This is a genomic window from Ruminococcus sp. AM43-6 (assembly GCF_003461785.1).
GTDB lineage: Bacteria > Bacillota > Clostridia > Oscillospirales > Ruminococcaceae > Hominimerdicola > Hominimerdicola aceti.
In genome coordinates, this window is record NZ_QTXU01000016.1 from 1 (window position 1) to 15,387 (window position 15,387).

Below are 15,387 nucleotides of genomic sequence, written 5' to 3' on the forward strand. Positions count from 1 at the left end.
GCCAAAATAGTTATTTTTGCGATCTGGCATAAAAAAGAGTCGAGATTTCCCAAAAGCAGAAAATCTCGGCTCTTTGAGCGCTGTTTTTTTTACAACGCCGCCTTTGACATCATTATCTTTCATAGATATCACGCCTGTGACCTATCTCCAGTACCAATATCAGAACTTTATCGTCTTGGATATCTGCAATAAGGCGGTAATCGCCTATTCGATATCGCCACTGACCACTCCTATTGGCGGTAAGCCCTTTGCCGTGACTTCTGGGGTCTTCACAACCCTCAAGATTTTTTCTGAGCCAACTCAATATCATTTTCGCCGTGTATTTATCAAGCTTCTTGATAGTCTTTTTGGCTCTTTCCGTAAGTTCTACCCTGTATTTCATAAGCCAAGCTCTTTCTCAACCTCGTCAAGGGAATAGCTTACAGGATTTTTCTTGTATTCCTCTATGGCTTCATTATAGAGTTTCAAGTCAAACTCGTCCTCTATACGTTCCAATACAGACTTTCTTATTAGCTCAGAAACAGTTATTCCGTACATATCTGCATAGGCTTTTATAAGCTTTGTGTCCTCATCGTTAAGTCTTACTGATACATTCATTGTAAGCACCTCCTCTTGTATTACATTGTAGCACAAAATTATAATTTTGTCAATGGATAAAAAACAGAGACACACATTAGTGTGTCCCTGCCTAGGAAAATTATTATGTTCTATGCTTATGTATTAAAGTCCGTTAGGATTATTCTTAATGAAGTTCCAGCTGTCTGCTGTCATTTCATCAAGACCATACTGTGCTTCCCAGCCAAAGACCTTCTTAGCCTTTGCTGTATCAGCATAGCAGGTTGCGATATCGCCTGCACGTCTTGGTTTTACCACATATGGGAGCTTCTTTCCGCAGGCTTTTTCAAAGCTGTGAAGAACGTCATAAACGCTTGAACCTTTTCCTGTGCCGAGGTTTACAGCTTCAACGCCCTTGTTTTCCATTACATACTTGACTGCGCAAAGGTGACCCTTAGCAAGGTCAACAACGTGGATATAATCTCTTACACCTGTTCCGTCAGGAGTATCGTAATCGTCACCAAACACACCGAGCTTTTCAAGCTTTCCTACTGCTACCTGACAGATGTAAGGAAGCAGATTGTTTGGTATACCGTTAGGGTCTTCTCCGATAAGTCCACTCCTATGTGCGCCGATAGGGTTGAAGTATCTCAGAAGCGAAACTGACCAATCGTTGTCGGAAACATAAACATCTCTCAGTATCTGCTCTATCATTACCTTTGTATAGCCATAAGGGTTTGTTGCTGATGTAGGCATATCCTCCGTATATGGAGCTTTGTTTACAGGGCCGTAAACTGTTGCGGAAGATGAGAAAACTATCTTCTTACAGCCGTATTTTCTCATTGCCTTGATAAGCATGAGAGTGCCTGTAATGTTGTTATGGTAATATTCAACAGGCTTCTGAACAGATTCGCCAACTGCTTTAAGACCTGCAAAATGTATAACAGCGTCGATCTTGTTTTCTTCAAATATCTTTTCGAGCGCCGCAAGGTCAAGAAGATCTGCCTCATAAAAAACAAAGTCCTTGCCTGTTATCTTCTTTATTCTGTTAAGAGCCTCCGGCTTTGAGTTTGAAAAGTTATCAACTATAACTACTTCATAGCCTGCTTCAAGAAGCTCAACGCAGGTGTGGCTGCCAATAAATCCTGCTCCGCCTGTAACGAGTATTTTTGCCATATTCTTTACCTCCCAAATATGTCAGGTTTTTTCTTACACTTACATTATACCATATTTTCACGTTTTTGCAATACCATTTTTGTTTCAAACACATGGATTTTTGTTGCAAAGAGAATAAAAATATGCTATTATATCTATAACAGACCATCTCACAGAAAGGAACACACAGAATGAATACAGACCGCCATTCCTTTAAATCAGACCAGACGGACGCACTTTCGCTGTCAGTATACAACGTGGGCTATGAAAAATGTCAGGGGCTTCACAGTTGGGGAAGCGGTGTTCGTGACCATTATCTTATCCACCACATCATAAGCGGCAAGGGCGTATACAAAACGCCGCAGGGAGAGTATCACCTTAGCGCAGGGGACACTTTTCTCATTTACCCATACACTGTTATAACATACACTGCCGACAAGAACGACCCATGGGAATACTACTGGGCAGGCTTCAACGGCTCTGACGCTGAATTTATCCTTGATCGTGCAGGCTTCACAAGAGAGTGTCCCGTTATCTCCGCAGACTTTGGAAGCGAGCTTAAAGACAGTCTTGAACGCATTTATCGTCTTAGCGGAAACAGAAGCTCAGACCTTGTGAAAATGACAGGTCAGCTTTACATCACACTGGGCATTCTTATGGAACGCTCGGGAAGTCAAAGCCGTTCAGGGAGCACCGCAAAGGGATATGTCACAAAGGCGAAAAACTACATTGCACACAACTACACCCTTGGGATAGGGGTCGAGAATGCCACCGATTTCGTTGGCGTGAGCCGTGCCACGCTATATCGAGCTTTTATGGAATACGAGGGGCTTTCTCCTGCACAGTATATAACTGATTTCCGTGTGAACGCCGCCTGCCGTTTGCTGGAAGAAACTGAGCTTCCTGTGTCGGCTGTGGCAAGGTCGGTAGGGTATAATGACAGCCTTTATTTTTCAAGGATATTCCACAAGACAAAGGGTGTGTCACCTACGGAATACAGGGCTGACGCTTTGTGTACAAAAGGTGAAAACAAGGCGTTTTCGGTTGACAAGGGTATATAAATGAGATATAATAAATAGGTATAATCAGCTACGAAAGGGTCTTAAACAATGAATTTCTTTATGGTCGGCTCGTTTTTCATGCTTTTCATGCTAAACGCAGGCTGGACTTCTAATTACGTTATAAAGCTTGTAGGCTTTTTATTTTTCGCGGTGGGAACGGCTGAGGCGGAAGAACGCACTGACGCTTTCGCACATCTTAAAAAGCCTGCTTACACTTCTTCCGCTATGTGCGCTCTTGCGGTGGTATGTCAGCTTCTATTGAAGCTTCTCTCCCCTGCGGCAATGGCGGCGAACGTTATAAGCATTTTGCTGTCGGCGGCAACTGTCTATATGTCACTGAACCTTATGAGAATGTTCCTCGTGGCGCTTGACAGCCACAGAGAGCTTGTGGAAGACGTTTCAAACATTGTAAGGCTTCAGGGCAGTTTCAACAAGCTTGCTCTTATGACGTTTATTTACTTTGGGGGCGACCTGCTAAACAGGCTAATACCAATAGAGTTCGTCACCACCCTTGCAGGCGTTATTGCGGCAATAGCAAAGATACTTGTGTATATTTTCCTGCTCATCATGCTTTACAACTTCAACAAGCTGAGGACAGATTATGAAAAACGCCGTGAAAGAGAAAACAAATAAGGATATTTCAAGAACGTCATGTTCACAAATGGCGTTCTGTTTTGTGTATAAAGGCAACAAAGAATAGGAGAACGAAAAATGCTATCAATAATAATACCAAGCTATAACGAGGAAGGCAACGTTGCAAAATGTGCTTCTGTTGTTTCAAAGCTTCTCAGCGAAAACGGTATAGACTATGAGCTTGTTTTTGTAAACGACGGCTCAAAGGACAGAACATGGGATATAATCTCAAACCTTGCACGCAATGACGAGCATATCGTGGGCGTGAATTTTTCAAGAAATTTCGGCAAGGAGAGCGCAATTTTCGCAGGACTTGAAACTGCAAAGGGTGACGCTTGCGTTCTGCTGGACTGTGATTTGCAGTTCCCGCCTGAGGTCATAATCGAGATGTACAACATCTGGAAAAACAATGACGTTGACATTGTTGAGGGCAGAAAAAATTCCCGTGGAAAGGAAAACCCTGTATACAAATTTTTCTCTCTGTGGTTTTACAAGATGATAAACAAGTCAAGCGGACTTGACATGGAAGCGGCTTCCGATTTCAAGCTTCTTGACAGGGCTGTGGTAGATTCACTGAATGCAATGCCTGAAAGACTGACGTTTTTCAGAGCAATGTCAAGCTGGGTAGGCTACAAGACGGAGCGTGTATATTTTGACGTTGCTGACAGAGAGGTGGGCGAATCAAAGTGGTCTGTAAAGGGGCTTTTCAAATTCGCCATAAACAGCATAACCTCTTTTACCTCTGCGCCTTTGCAGATAGTGACTGTATGCGGTGTTATAACCTTCATATTCTCTGTGATATTAGGACTTCATACCCTTATCAAAAAGCTTATCGGTGCGTCGGCGGTAGGATTTTCAACTGTCATAATCCTACAGCTTCTCACATCGAGTATAATAATGTTCAGTCTTGGAATAATAGGCTTTTATCTCTCAAAGATATACGAGGAGATAAAACAGCGGCCTAGATACATAATCCGTGATATCATAAGAAAAGACGACGAGGAGAAAAAGAATGGAAAAGACTAAAACATCTCCCCTTTCATTTATAAAAAAATGGTGCTATGATAAGCGGCTGTACTTTTTAGTGTTCTTTCTGCCTGTGGCAATAATGTTTTCTGCCTATGCGTTTTTCAAGATACACCCTATCGGTGACAGCTCGGTGCTTGTGCTTGATTTGAACGGTCAGTATGTTTACTACTACGAGCAGTTCCGTGACGCTTTCCATGGCAATGGCAGTTTTATCTACAACTGGTCACGAAACCTCAGCGGAGAAATGTTCGGTGTGTTTGCATATTATCTTGCAAGCCCTTTTATGCTGATACTTGTGCTGCTGCCGAGAACGATGATGGCGACTTCTATCCTTATTTTACAGCTTGCAAAGATAGGCACGGCGGCTGTGACGTTCATGTTCTTCTTAAAAAAGATATCAGTGCAGAAACCTAAGACTATCTCACTTATCATATTCCCTACCATGTATGCTCTTATGTCATACATGGTGGTACAGCTTATGGACCCTATGTGGCTTGACGGACTTATCTATCTGCCGCTTATATGCTGGGGCGTTCACAGGCTCGTTGATGAGGGCAAGCTTGTGCCTTATATAGTGCCGCTGGCGCTTATGTTCATTGCACATTTCTACATCGGCTATATGGTGGGAATTTTCACGTTTTTCTACTTCTGCTGGTACTGCCTTTCAAGAGAGGGCAGGATATTGCCAAAAAAGTTCTTCTCACGCTGTGTGGCTTTTGGTATCGGCACGCTTGTTGCGCTTATGTGTGCGGCGTTCGTTCTTATAACCGTTTACAATTCTTTGAAGCTCGGCAAATTTGAGTTCACTGACCCTGATTTCTCACTTGCAACGCAATTTGATTTCCTTACGTTCATAACAAAGCTTTTCCCAATGTCATATGACACTGTTTACCCTGAGGGTATGCCTATGATATACTGCGGAACGGCTGTATTGATACTTGTTCCGCTGTTCTTTATGAACGACAGGATAACAATGAAAGAAAAGACCTCCACAGGTCTGCTCACTTTCCTGCTTGTTATACTAATGTATATAAAGCCTGCTGATATGGCAATGCACGGCTTTCAAGTGCCGAACTGGCTGCCTTACAGATATTCTTTCATATTCTCATTCCTGATGATAGTAATGGCATTCAGGGCGTTTGAAAACCTCGAGGGCATAACTGCAAAGAACATCGGCGGAATTTTCTTCGGGCTTATGGTATTCCTATTTTGGTGTGAGCGTGAGAACTACTCTCACTTCCAGCTTTTTGAAACAAAGACAAGTGAAACAGGCGACACCACAAACGTTATACAAGGCATATGGGTATCCATGATAGCTTTGGCGGCATATTTCGCACTTATCTACCTTATCAAGAAATATCCAAAATCAAAGGCTGTTTGTATCGTAATGGTAGGCGTTCTTGCGGTTGAGCTTTTTGCAAACAGCGCTGACACTATCGACAAGATAGACACTGACGTTGCATACAGCAAATACACCTCTTATGAACCTTACATGACGCAGACGAGAAACGCTGTGTCAATGATGAAGGAATATGACCCGTCGCTTTTCTACCGCATGGAGGCAACTTTCCACAGAACTGTAAACGACCCTATCGGAACAGGCTACAAGGGCATTTCACATTCAAGCTCAACAATGAACGCACCTGCCCTTATGATGCTCCACAAGCTTGGCTATGCCTACGGCGGACACTACACAAAATATGACGGCACAACGTTCATGACCGACGCTTTGTTTGACATAAAATATCTTATGGACAAAACGGGCAACACCTCTTTTGTAGGCACAAGAGTTAAAGTCCCTGAGGAATACAAGCTCACTACAGAATACACTGAGGGCGACGCAACATATAAATTCTACAACAACCCTAACGCTCTTGGTCTTGGCATGGTATCTTCGCCTAGTATTGAGGACGTGTCACTTTCTGAAGATAATCCTTTTGAAAACCAGAACATGGTATTCAACGCCCTCGCAAGCACAACAAAGGACTATTTCACAAAGATACCTGTTATAAACAGCGAAATGGAGAACGTTTCTACATCTCAGCTCACTGACGGACACACGAAATACTTCCCTACAGACACTTCCATTGCAGAATGTCACATTGACTATGTTGTGAAAATGGATAAGGACTCATATCTTTATATGTATCTTCCAACCAAATATGAGCGTTCCTGCAACGTGTGGATACAGGACGAGGACGATTATATGGACGGCTCTGAGCCTATGGAATATGCAGGTCAGTTCTTTGTGGGCGACAATTATTCCATTATGAATCTTGGCAAATTCTATGAGGGGCAGGAGCTTCGCATACGCATAACGGTGGCAAATGACGATAACGAAGCTTACTGGAAAGACCAGCTTTTCTACACCTTTGATTATGACAGCTTTGCACAGACCTGCGCTGATATGCAGAAAAATGTGCTTGAGGTCACAAGCTTTAAGGACACTTATCTTGAGGGCACTGTTAATGCTGAAAATGACGGCTCTGTACTGTTCACAACCATACCATACGAAAACGGCTGGACTATCACTGTGAACGGCAAAAAGGTGACGGCTGAAAAATCTCTTGACAGCCTTATAACTATCCCTTTGGAGCAGGGTGAAAACAAGATAACAATGAAGTTCTCACCTGACTATTGGAAAGTATCTCTTATCATAACGGGCTTTGGTGTTGCCCTGCTGGTGCTTATATTCCTGTTTGAATATAAGCGTGGAAAAGTCATGAAAAAGGTGCTTGCAAAAGCTAACTTTACGGCTGAGAACAGTGAGAAAGCCACAACCCCTGTGATAAATGACACAACAGATACAACTGACGAGCCGCTGAGGATATACCGACCTGACAATGATGATGACGAAAAGCTTCGGCACATAAACGAGATGATGAAAAATATTCTCGGTGAGGACGAGGATAGCGGCAAAAACGATAAATAGCGACGAAAGCTGCGAAAAAAATCTATTGACAAGGCTTTTATAAAATAGTATTATAATAGGGACGGAAATTCTATCCGCCCCTATTTTTTCGGACAGCGGATAAAGACTTCACAAATGAAAGGACTAATCAAAATGGCAAAAAAGATCTACACAAAGAAGCTTACATATGCAGGAATGTCCCTGTGTCTGCTGAGTTTTTTCGCATTCATTCTCTCGGCAGCAGGCGCACTGGCTGACCCTGTGGGAAAACTCGTTTACAACAACGTTTTCACAAACAAGATAGACTTTTTGTTCACCCCCGACATTTTCGCTTATGTGAACACCTATGGTCTTTCATGCGCACTCGCCATATTCAGCCTTGTGGCGTTTTTCACATCTGCAAGAGCAAAGGGCAAGAAAAAGCTTGATGGTGCATTCGCAGGCTTTCTTATCCTTTTCCCGCTTGTTGTGATGATAACAAAGGGCATAATGATATACTATGTTACGGTAAAAGGTCACTTCTCAAACGCTATAACAATGGGTTATGACAATGACAAGTTCAGGGTAGCCCTTTCACTTGCTGATGATGTTCTGCCATTTATTGCGGCTTTCCTGCTTTTTATCGGTGGACTTGTTATTGCAGGCAGACTTATGGGCGAAGATTTCGCCGTTGAGATACCTGTTGCCGCAAAGACGCCTGACAATGCCCCTGCGCCTATCCCAATGACTACACCGCAAGAACAGAGTTTTGCTCAGCCTGATATGTCACAGTTCAGAAAGCCCGACAATGCCGAGCCTGTTATGTCACAGAGCGTAGTTGAGCCTGAGATACCACAACAGACAGAGCCTATAGAACCACCTACAGAAACGGCTGAACAGCCTGCCTGGCAGACCGCACCTGAAAAGTGTCCTCACTGTGGCTCAGAGCTGAAGAGCGGAGCCAAATTTTGCAGCGTTTGCGGAAACAAGGTCTAAAAAGCTACACCAATACACTTCCATAAAAAATACGGCATATGCCACTTTTTCGGTGACATATGCCGTGTTTCATTTTTACTGTTCTGATACGCTGGGGCTTGCAAGACCATGCTTTACTCGGTCACGGACCTCCGCTCTCTTTGCGTCGTTAAATCTGTCGAGAGTTCCAACAAGATAGCCTGTTATTCTTCTTATACGCTGAAAAGGCACGTCTGCAAAGTGATAATCAACGTCAACAAAGTCGCCGTCTATTTTAAGGTCGATAGTCTGGATAGTCTTTTCAGGGTAAAGCTTCTGCGCCCTGTCAATATATGAATTTATCTCTGCCTGGGACATCTCCCCGCCTGTTACGTTCACATTTACCATTTTACATTACCTCCATTTTTCTTTGTTATACATATTGTTGCCACAATAAAAGGATACCACAATATCTTGTATTTGTCAATAGTTAATACCTACAAAGCACATGAGTATATTTTGTAGGGTATGCCTGCATGGTCAGCCTTTCATTTCTTCTCTTATGCCTCGCCAATCGGGACAGAACTTGCCCACCAAAGCCCAGAAATCCTTGCTGTGATCCATAAAGACCAAGTGGCAAAGCTCGTGGAGGCAGACGTAATCTATGCACTCTCTGCGGAAAACGATAAGCTTTGAGTTTATGGAAATATGCCTGTTTGAGATACATCTTCCCCAGCTTGCTGTCAGCGGTTTTATTGTGACCTTTTCAGGCACAAGCCCTGTGGAGGCAGACATTTTCTGCATACTTTTTGTTATCTCCGCCACTGTGAGATCGTTTATGAACTTGGTGGTCTGCTCTTTTACATAGGTCTGATCGCTGGTTTTGTTCACGGCAATGAGAAGCTTGCCGTCCTCTATCTTGGGAGAAAAATACTTATCAGCTTGAACAAGGGTCAGGGTAAGCTCGTTCCCCAAAAGTCTGAGCCTTTCGCCATGGCAGAAATCTTTCGGCAGACCCACCGCCGCCTTGTCTTTTTGCTCCTTTATCCAGCCCAGATTGTTATTAATAAAGCTTTCAAGCTGCTGCTTTGAACAGCCGTAAGGCACTCGCACTGTCAAAGTGCCGTCACGCATACCCATATTAAGGCGACTTCTTTTGGCAACGTCAAGGATAAAGTCTATGCGCTCTCCGTTTTTATCCTGGATAAAAGTATTATATTTCGGCACTTCAAAGCCCCCATATCCAAAAACGCCGCACATTCTTTTGTGCGGCGCTGTATTTTTTACCACTGTACTGCTATAGAGCTGTCTGTTGTAAGATAATCCTTATAAATATATCCTGTGAGTGGACCGTCTATGTTCATGAAATTTATCTTCACATATCCGTTATCCTCATATTCAAGAACGTTTACCTGAACGCCCGGTGACATACAAACGATATTCTCAGCGTCATTATCAGGTGCCACATGAAGATAAGCATACTCTGTGACATACATTACTTCAAGCACATCTGTCTGGCTAGACTCATCGCTGGACACATCTGTTACCGCACCGCTTTCGTCCACACTGCTGTTATCAGTAACGGACGTATCCGCAGGGGCGGTACTGTTCACTGGCTCAGCCACAGACTCATTTGTATTTATGGTGGCAGTATTTATACCCTTTGGCACTTCTGAACTATTGCTTGCAAAAAGCCCCTTGGCAAGCAGAAGTATCACGCACAGCACAAATATGCCCACAACTATTATTGCGACAACGCTCGCCGTATTTCCCGAAGCCTTGCGGGAAACGTTATTCTTGTTATTATCCATATATTGCACGGCACAAGCCGTCACATTTCGCCTCCTTTTGCAGGAACACACCTGCACACCTGCAAACAAAGCACAGGTACATAAACATATTATAATATTTTTTATCATCAATGTCAATGACAGTTTAATTACAATATTGTCACATTTCACTCTTCAAGCCCTCTTCTTGAGATATTTGCCATATTTACGCTGATATTTTGACATTATAGCCAAATAGGCGTTTGCTAATTTGATTAAAATACATATTAACAGAATCAGCAAAATGTGATATAATGAATTTTAAGGGCGTGCCTTGGGAGGCGTTGCCCCTACAGTATAAAAGCAAGGGGGCAGGAAATTGCATAAAAAAATTATCTGCGGTGCATTGTCTGCTGCAATGTTCCTGACCCTTTTTTCAGCCTGCGGTCGATCTGAAGAGAGCGTGGTCAATACTGAAAACTCCTCGTTTATCGAACAAGAGGAAGTCGTTGACAGCCCTGCAAAGATATTTTTCTCAGCATGGAACGGCAGTGAGATAACCGCTGACACGGCTAGAGAGCATGGTATGCTTTTCATGGACTCTTCGGAAGAAAGTGATATGCGCTGGGCTGAGTTCTGTGAGTGCGTAAAAAGCGGCACTGAGGCTGAGATAACAGTATGCACAAGCACGCAGGTGATACATGCTGAAAGCTCTTTGGAGGGGGACAGCGGAGTTATTAACATAGAATCTGAGGACTTTTCTGAGGGCAGTATGAAGCTTTTCTCAAAAAAACTTTCTGCCGACAGCCTTTACAGCGTTTGTGAAAACGGCTTGACGATATATTATGCAGGAAGCAACAAGCTTTATCAGACAGAGAATGTAACAAGTGAGCTTACAGACGTTCCTTTTGAGCAAAAGATATACAAGTGCAGCAGTGAAGCCAACATGACATTCCCCTATCAAAAAATGTTTTCAAATTATGATGATTTCAGTGAATATTATTTGAAATACAATGGTGAACTGCAAATTCAGGAAATGAAAAAGGATATGGAAGCTTTTGAAAACGAAGGCGGCTTCAACAACCATGTTATTTTTCTAAAAGGAGAGCTTTCTGGATATGAGCATATCGACTATGAAGTAGTAAGGGCGGTCAAAGACAAGGATTCCCTTTTCATATATGTGGCTAAAGAGATACCCGAGAACAAGGCAGGGGCGACTTCAAAACGGCAGATAACTGTCACAGTGCCGTCAGAGTATCTTGACGAGATAAGCCCCAAAAACATAAAATGGATAGTTTTCACACAAGAGTGACAAAAGGCGGACAAGGTGTCTGCCTTTTTTTATTCTGAAAGTTGACAGATAAAAGCATTAGTATTATAATAAGGTCAACACCTCATAAGGAGATATTTATATGAAGCTTTTTTACCCTGAGATATTTGAAAAATTCGTCTGCACAGGCACGCAATGTTCTGACAACTGCTGTATGACCGATTGGGATATCGAGATAGACGAGGACACCTACGGCTTTTACAAAAAGCTTGACAATGATATAGGCAGGAAGTTTGTGAACTCAGTTACAGAAGACGAGGGCGTGAAATATCTTGTCCACTGCGACGGCAAATGCCCTATGCTCAACGAAAAGGGGCTTTGCTCTGTTCAGCTTGCTTACGGTGAGGAAAACATCTCAGACATATGCCGTGAACACCCGAGGTTTTACGAGTGGTTTGGAGATTACAAGGAGGCAGGCGTGGGACTTGCCTGCGAAGAAGCTGTGAGAATGTATCTTTCTGACGATGAGCCTGTGAGATTTTTTACCAAAGAGATAGATGAAGAGCCTGACGACCTTGAGTTTGATCCCAAGCTTCTTGAAACCATGCTTTTTGCACGAACGGCTTTCATTGACCTGCTTCAAAACAGGGAATATTCTCTCCATGACAGGCTTGTGAACGTTCTTTCAGCAACAGCGGAGATACAATATGCTCTTGACGAAGAGGATACAGAGGAGATAAAAGCCATTGCCCAGGAGCTTTCCCACCCTGAGATAATTGCAGAGCGTGTGGAGAGCTTAAAAAAGGCTTTTCCTGAAAAGCCTTTGGAAAATGCCGGAAATATGCTTTTGTATCTTGAACGTCTTGACTTTATAGGCGACATTCTCCCACAGCAGATAAAGGACGCAAGCCGCTTTGTGAAAAAGCTTTCCGCACCCTTAAAGGCTCAGACGAGCGGTGAGTACGAAAAGCTTGCGGTATATTTTGTATACAGATATTTTCTTAAAGCTGTGAGAGATTTCGACCTGCTGTCAAAAATAAAGGCTATGATAGTGTTCATTTTTGCCGCAGAGGTCATAAACCTCAGTCGTGAGCAGGACGCTCCCGCACGCTTTGAAACCGTCAAGGAGCTTTGCAAGGAGATAGAATACTCAGGTGACAACATGGACAGGATATATGACGACAGCTATCTTTCCGATATTTTCTCCGATATTTCTATGCTTGCACTTCTTGAATGGACGCTTTAGAGAAGAAGGTAACCAAGCGCCAGAAGAAGCTTTATGTCTGCGCCCTGCTTGTATAATATGTAAATAAGCAGACCGATAAGGGCTTTTTCCTCGTCTATCTTTATATCGCCTAAATTCCCCCCAAGCAGACCGCTCAAAAGCGAACTGCTCTGAGGGGCTTTTTGTGAGCTATGAGCATTCTGAGTGCGAGGGGTTTCCTCTGCTTTAGGTGGTGCAGGCTCGCTATTAGGGCTTGCGCCCACAATGCTTCGTGAACGCCTTTGCATTTCTCTCACACGGCGAATGGCTTCCTCCTGCATGGTGGTGAAATTATTGTCATCAGAATATGCCAAGCAGATCACCTCCCAGAAGTCCGCTTTCTTTCAGTGCAGGATACACTGCAAAAAGCTTGAATATTTTTATGAGCCTGTCTATTTTCGCCTGATTTTCTTCTTTCAAAAGCGGTCGCAGAGCAAGAAGAAGCTGGATATTTTTATCGGGCTTTGAAGCCGACTGCATAATGCTTTGTATCTTCATAAGCTTTGCGATATCAAGACCCCCTGTCTGTGTCGCTTGCGCAGGCTTGCTTTCCGCAGGCGGAGAAATGCCCCCCAGGCTTTGAAGAAGCTGAGAAAAGTCCATGTTCTGAGGGCTTTGTGGAGCTTCGCTCTGACCGCCCTGTTCTCCCTGTCCGCCGTTATCCGCCGTGAGCATATCCGCAAGCTCCTTTATCTGCTTCATGCTTTCCTCGTCATTAAGCACATTCTGTATTTTATTCATCAGATCGTCCAATTATTTCACCGCCTGTTCAAGCTTTTGCCCTGTAAAATACTATTTCCCCTGAAGCTTTTTGAATATCGCCCTTGCCTGTGGTGAGGACAATATTTTCTCGGCAGTTTTCGGGTCAGACAATGCTTTTTGAAGCATCATAGCCTCGTTTTGTGGCATACCCTGAAGCGCCCTGTCATAAACGCCGCTTTCAAGCTGACCTTTCAGCACATCAGGGGTGGTGCCTAGCTTTTTGGAAGCCACTGCAAGAAGCGCCTGCATGGCTTTTGGATCCATGGAATTGAAGCTGTTTTTTGCGCTCATAAAAAATTCTCCTTTTTTCTATAGTATTTATAAATATTTATGTTATAATATTGCTTGTTATAACTGGTAAAGGGGTGTAACTATGAGAATAATCGTTTTTTCGGATACTCATGGAAATTATTCTGCAATGCACAAAATATTCAAGAGAAACGGCGACGCCGACCTGTTTATTTTTCTTGGTGACGGCGAACGTGACCTTGACAGCCTGAGAGTGCAGTATCTTGACAAAAAGATAGTAAACGTATCAGGAAACTGCGACTTTGCTTCGCTCACTCCCGAAAACGACATATACATGACCGATGACGGTATAAAGATATTTTTCACACATGGCCACAAGTGGGGCGTGAAATACTCTACCGACAGACTTTTTTACAAAGCCAAGGAAATAGGCGCACAGATAGCACTTTTCGGACACACACACTGTCGCTACTACGCCTATGAGGAGGGTATCCACATTTTAAACCCCGGCAGTGCAGGTCAGCCGAGAGACGGCAAGCCTGCAAGCTATGCCTATATTGACATTACAAAGGACGGTGGCATATTCTGTAGTCACGTTGACCTATAATATGCTCAGAGCTTAGATCTTGTTAAACAAAAAGCGGACGAACACCTTTCATGTTCGCCCGCATTTTTATGCTGAAAATTATTCTGATATCTCTTTTCTTACCCTTTCAAGTTCATCAAGGAACATCTGATCCGCATGGCTAAGGCGGTAATTACTCTGATAGATAAGAACGTCCTTATTGGTCTTTTTGAAGCTATGACAAACTCTCTGCACAAGGCCATAACGCTTCAATATCTCCTTTGGCAGAGGACTTACCCACATGAATGAGTCTGGACAAGCCGAGAGGATATCGAACTGACTTCCTCTCTCATAGACGTAAATATGCCTGCTGTGATTATTAAGCTCAGCGTTTTTCTTCTGATAAGTCGCTGAGATGTTCGGCACGATATTATCGCCGTGCAATACCTCTATGTATTTATCAAGGACAGTTTCGTTTATCTCTTTTTCTTTAGCAAGCTGGCTGTTTTCGCTTGTGATAAGTACATAATCAAACTCCCACACGTTATGATATTTCAGATTTTTCTCTTCTATCATAGACATGAAAAAGCTCTCATACGCCACAGGATAACGGATTATACCCATGTTATATTCGCATTCCACCACTGCGTTTATGGCTTCCATGGAGTTTGTTTCCCTTATTTTTGCGTCAAGCTCCACATTCGTGCCTAACTTGTTCACAAAGCAAGTGAAAGCGTGGGTTATATAGCTTGCCCTTGGCAAAAGCAGAGAGAAGTTCACAGCGTTTTCACCATTATCCTTATAAAGGCTCTCCATTTTATCCATTTGCACAAGTATGGCCTTTGCATACTGCAGGAACTGTTTGCCCTTTTCTGTGGCAACAACACCCTTTGCACTTCTTTTAAAAATCGGTATGCCAACTTCTCTTTCCATTTCCTTTATGGCTTTTGAAAGGTTAGGCTGACCCATATAAAGCGCCGAAGCTGCTTTTGTGATAGAACCAAGTCTTTCGACCTCTACCATATATCTGAGATGAGTTAAATTCATAGTTTCCCCTTCTTTGTTATCGGTATATAAAATAATAAGGATGTCATATAATATTATATATGCTTTCTGTCAATTTCATTATAAAGCTTTGTTAAAAACTTGTCAACCGCAGAGAGCGTTTTTTAACATTTATTTAACATAAAGCGAAGGCATTTACCTCTTGACAATGCCGATATACTCTGTT

General features: G+C 43.0%; 18 protein-coding genes. 8 read left to right on the top strand and 10 right to left on the bottom strand.

Translation table 11 applies throughout. From position 1 onward, the window contains the following. Positions 1-112: 112 nt before the first annotated feature. The 3 genes from DW938_RS09330 to galE all read right to left on the bottom strand — a co-directional run bounded on the left by DW938_RS09330 (position 113) and on the right by galE (position 1,731). On the bottom strand, positions 113-382 hold the full coding sequence (locus DW938_RS09330; RefSeq protein WP_118124597.1) for a type II toxin-antitoxin system RelE/ParE family toxin: 270 nt from the start codon (positions 380-382) through the stop codon (positions 113-115). Next, the gene (locus DW938_RS09335) at positions 379-597 is read right to left on the bottom strand and encodes a DUF6290 family protein (RefSeq protein WP_118124598.1); all 219 of its coding nucleotides are present in this window, start codon (positions 595-597) and stop codon (positions 379-381) included. The genes DW938_RS09330 and DW938_RS09335 overlap by 4 nt, the downstream gene beginning before the upstream one ends. 123 nt (positions 598-720) lie before the next feature. Beyond that, positions 721-1,731, bottom strand: a complete 1,011-nt coding sequence (gene galE, locus DW938_RS09340; RefSeq protein WP_118124599.1) for a UDP-glucose 4-epimerase GalE — start codon at positions 1,729-1,731, stop codon at positions 721-723. Between the two features lie 170 nt (positions 1,732-1,901). Between galE and DW938_RS09345 the strand changes: the two genes are divergently transcribed. The 5 genes from DW938_RS09345 (at position 1,902) to DW938_RS09365 (ending at position 8,319) form a co-directional block, all read left to right on the top strand. After that, the gene (locus DW938_RS09345) at positions 1,902-2,771 is read left to right on the top strand and encodes an AraC family transcriptional regulator (RefSeq protein WP_022286529.1); all 870 of its coding nucleotides are present in this window, start codon (positions 1,902-1,904) and stop codon (positions 2,769-2,771) included. Between the two features lie 48 nt (positions 2,772-2,819). Beyond that, the gene (locus tag DW938_RS09350) at positions 2,820-3,404 is read left to right on the top strand and encodes a hypothetical protein (protein ID WP_038670641.1); all 585 of its coding nucleotides are present in this window, start codon (positions 2,820-2,822) and stop codon (positions 3,402-3,404) included. A gap of 78 nt (positions 3,405-3,482) precedes the next feature. Then, entirely contained in the window at positions 3,483-4,430 is a 948-nt protein-coding gene (locus tag DW938_RS09355; protein ID WP_118124600.1) for a glycosyltransferase family 2 protein, read from the top strand. After that, entirely contained in the window at positions 4,417-7,365 is a 2,949-nt protein-coding gene (locus tag DW938_RS09360; RefSeq protein ID WP_118124601.1) for a YfhO family protein, read from the top strand. The genes DW938_RS09355 and DW938_RS09360 overlap by 14 nt, the downstream gene beginning before the upstream one ends. A gap of 132 nt (positions 7,366-7,497) precedes the next feature. Then, positions 7,498-8,319, top strand: a complete 822-nt coding sequence (locus DW938_RS09365) for a zinc ribbon domain-containing protein (protein WP_181979693.1) — start codon at positions 7,498-7,500, stop codon at positions 8,317-8,319. Between the two features lie 75 nt (positions 8,320-8,394). Here DW938_RS09365 and nrdD read toward each other — a convergent pair whose 3' ends face one another. The 3 genes from nrdD to DW938_RS09380 form a co-directional block, all read right to left on the bottom strand. Further along, positions 8,395-8,685 carry an anaerobic ribonucleoside-triphosphate reductase gene (nrdD, locus tag DW938_RS09370; protein ID WP_117857504.1) on the bottom strand — a complete coding sequence of 97 codons (291 nt, stop codon included), beginning with the start codon at positions 8,683-8,685 and terminating at the stop codon, positions 8,395-8,397. A 132-nt stretch (positions 8,686-8,817) separates the two neighbouring features. After that, positions 8,818-9,504, bottom strand: coding sequence for a SprT family zinc-dependent metalloprotease (locus DW938_RS09375; protein WP_181984406.1), 687 nt, complete (start codon positions 9,502-9,504; stop codon positions 8,818-8,820). A 56-nt stretch (positions 9,505-9,560) separates the two neighbouring features. Beyond that, entirely contained in the window at positions 9,561-10,112 is a 552-nt protein-coding gene (locus DW938_RS09380; RefSeq protein ID WP_022286536.1) for an SH3 domain-containing protein, read from the bottom strand. A 313-nt stretch (positions 10,113-10,425) separates the two neighbouring features. Between DW938_RS09380 and DW938_RS09385 the strand changes: the two genes are divergently transcribed. Together DW938_RS09385 and fliB are read left to right on the top strand one after the other, a co-directional pair. Next, positions 10,426-11,358: a hypothetical protein gene (locus DW938_RS09385; RefSeq protein WP_118124603.1), complete on the top strand. Its 933-nt coding sequence runs from the start codon at positions 10,426-10,428 to the stop codon at positions 11,356-11,358. A gap of 100 nt (positions 11,359-11,458) precedes the next feature. Then, positions 11,459-12,562 carry a flagellin lysine-N-methylase gene (fliB, locus tag DW938_RS09390; RefSeq protein WP_118124604.1) on the top strand — a complete coding sequence of 368 codons (1,104 nt, stop codon included), beginning with the start codon at positions 11,459-11,461 and terminating at the stop codon, positions 12,560-12,562. On the opposite strand, the gene DW938_RS09395 is transcribed toward fliB, so the two are convergent. The 3 genes from DW938_RS09395 to DW938_RS09405 are packed head-to-tail and all read right to left on the bottom strand — an operon-like array spanning position 12,559 to position 13,633. Further along, a complete protein-coding gene (locus tag DW938_RS09395) occupies positions 12,559-12,894 on the bottom strand; it encodes a hypothetical protein (RefSeq protein ID WP_118124605.1) in 336 nt (111 codons plus the stop codon). The two genes, fliB and DW938_RS09395, sit on opposite strands and share 4 nt — an antisense overlap. Beyond that, complete coding sequence (locus tag DW938_RS09400; RefSeq protein ID WP_242992474.1) at positions 12,881-13,333, bottom strand: hypothetical protein; 453 nt, start codon at positions 13,331-13,333, stop codon at positions 12,881-12,883. Before DW938_RS09400 ends, DW938_RS09395 begins: the two co-directional genes overlap by 14 nt. Positions 13,334-13,372: 39 nt before the next feature. Beyond that, positions 13,373-13,633: a hypothetical protein gene (locus DW938_RS09405; protein ID WP_117896777.1), complete on the bottom strand. Its 261-nt coding sequence runs from the start codon at positions 13,631-13,633 to the stop codon at positions 13,373-13,375. A gap of 82 nt (positions 13,634-13,715) precedes the next feature. Here DW938_RS09405 and DW938_RS09410 point away from each other — a divergent pair, with 82 nt between their 5' ends. Beyond that, positions 13,716-14,198 carry a metallophosphoesterase gene (locus tag DW938_RS09410; protein ID WP_022286542.1) on the top strand — a complete coding sequence of 161 codons (483 nt, stop codon included), beginning with the start codon at positions 13,716-13,718 and terminating at the stop codon, positions 14,196-14,198. A gap of 78 nt (positions 14,199-14,276) precedes the next feature. On the opposite strand, the gene DW938_RS09415 is transcribed toward DW938_RS09410, so the two are convergent. Then, positions 14,277-15,203, bottom strand: coding sequence for a LysR family transcriptional regulator (locus tag DW938_RS09415; protein WP_022286543.1), 927 nt, complete (start codon positions 15,201-15,203; stop codon positions 14,277-14,279). Positions 15,204-15,387 lie beyond the last annotated feature (184 nt).

Excerpts from the sequence above, each read along its gene's own strand:
- fliB (WP_118124604.1), top strand. The coding sequence starts at position 11,459 with ATGAAGCTTTTTTACCCTGAGATATTTGAAAAATTCGTCTGCACAGGC.
- DW938_RS09405 (WP_117896777.1), bottom strand. The coding sequence starts at position 13,633 with ATGAGCGCAAAAAACAGCTTCAATTCCATGGATCCAAAAGCCATGCAG.
- DW938_RS09330 (WP_118124597.1), bottom strand. The coding sequence starts at position 382 with ATGAAATACAGGGTAGAACTTACGGAAAGAGCCAAAAAGACTATCAAG.
- nrdD (WP_117857504.1), bottom strand. The coding sequence starts at position 8,685 with ATGGTAAATGTGAACGTAACAGGCGGGGAGATGTCCCAGGCAGAGATA.
- DW938_RS09360 (WP_118124601.1), top strand. The coding sequence starts at position 4,417 with ATGGAAAAGACTAAAACATCTCCCCTTTCATTTATAAAAAAATGGTGC.
- galE (WP_118124599.1), bottom strand. The coding sequence starts at position 1,731 with ATGGCAAAAATACTCGTTACAGGCGGAGCAGGATTTATTGGCAGCCAC.
- DW938_RS09335 (WP_118124598.1), bottom strand. The coding sequence starts at position 597 with ATGAATGTATCAGTAAGACTTAACGATGAGGACACAAAGCTTATAAAA.
- DW938_RS09410 (WP_022286542.1), top strand. The coding sequence starts at position 13,716 with ATGAGAATAATCGTTTTTTCGGATACTCATGGAAATTATTCTGCAATG.
- DW938_RS09365 (WP_181979693.1), top strand. The coding sequence starts at position 7,498 with ATGGCAAAAAAGATCTACACAAAGAAGCTTACATATGCAGGAATGTCC.
- DW938_RS09355 (WP_118124600.1), top strand. The coding sequence starts at position 3,483 with ATGCTATCAATAATAATACCAAGCTATAACGAGGAAGGCAACGTTGCA.
- DW938_RS09415 (WP_022286543.1), bottom strand. The coding sequence starts at position 15,203 with ATGAATTTAACTCATCTCAGATATATGGTAGAGGTCGAAAGACTTGGT.
- DW938_RS09350 (WP_038670641.1), top strand. The coding sequence starts at position 2,820 with ATGAATTTCTTTATGGTCGGCTCGTTTTTCATGCTTTTCATGCTAAAC.
- DW938_RS09345 (WP_022286529.1), top strand. The coding sequence starts at position 1,902 with ATGAATACAGACCGCCATTCCTTTAAATCAGACCAGACGGACGCACTT.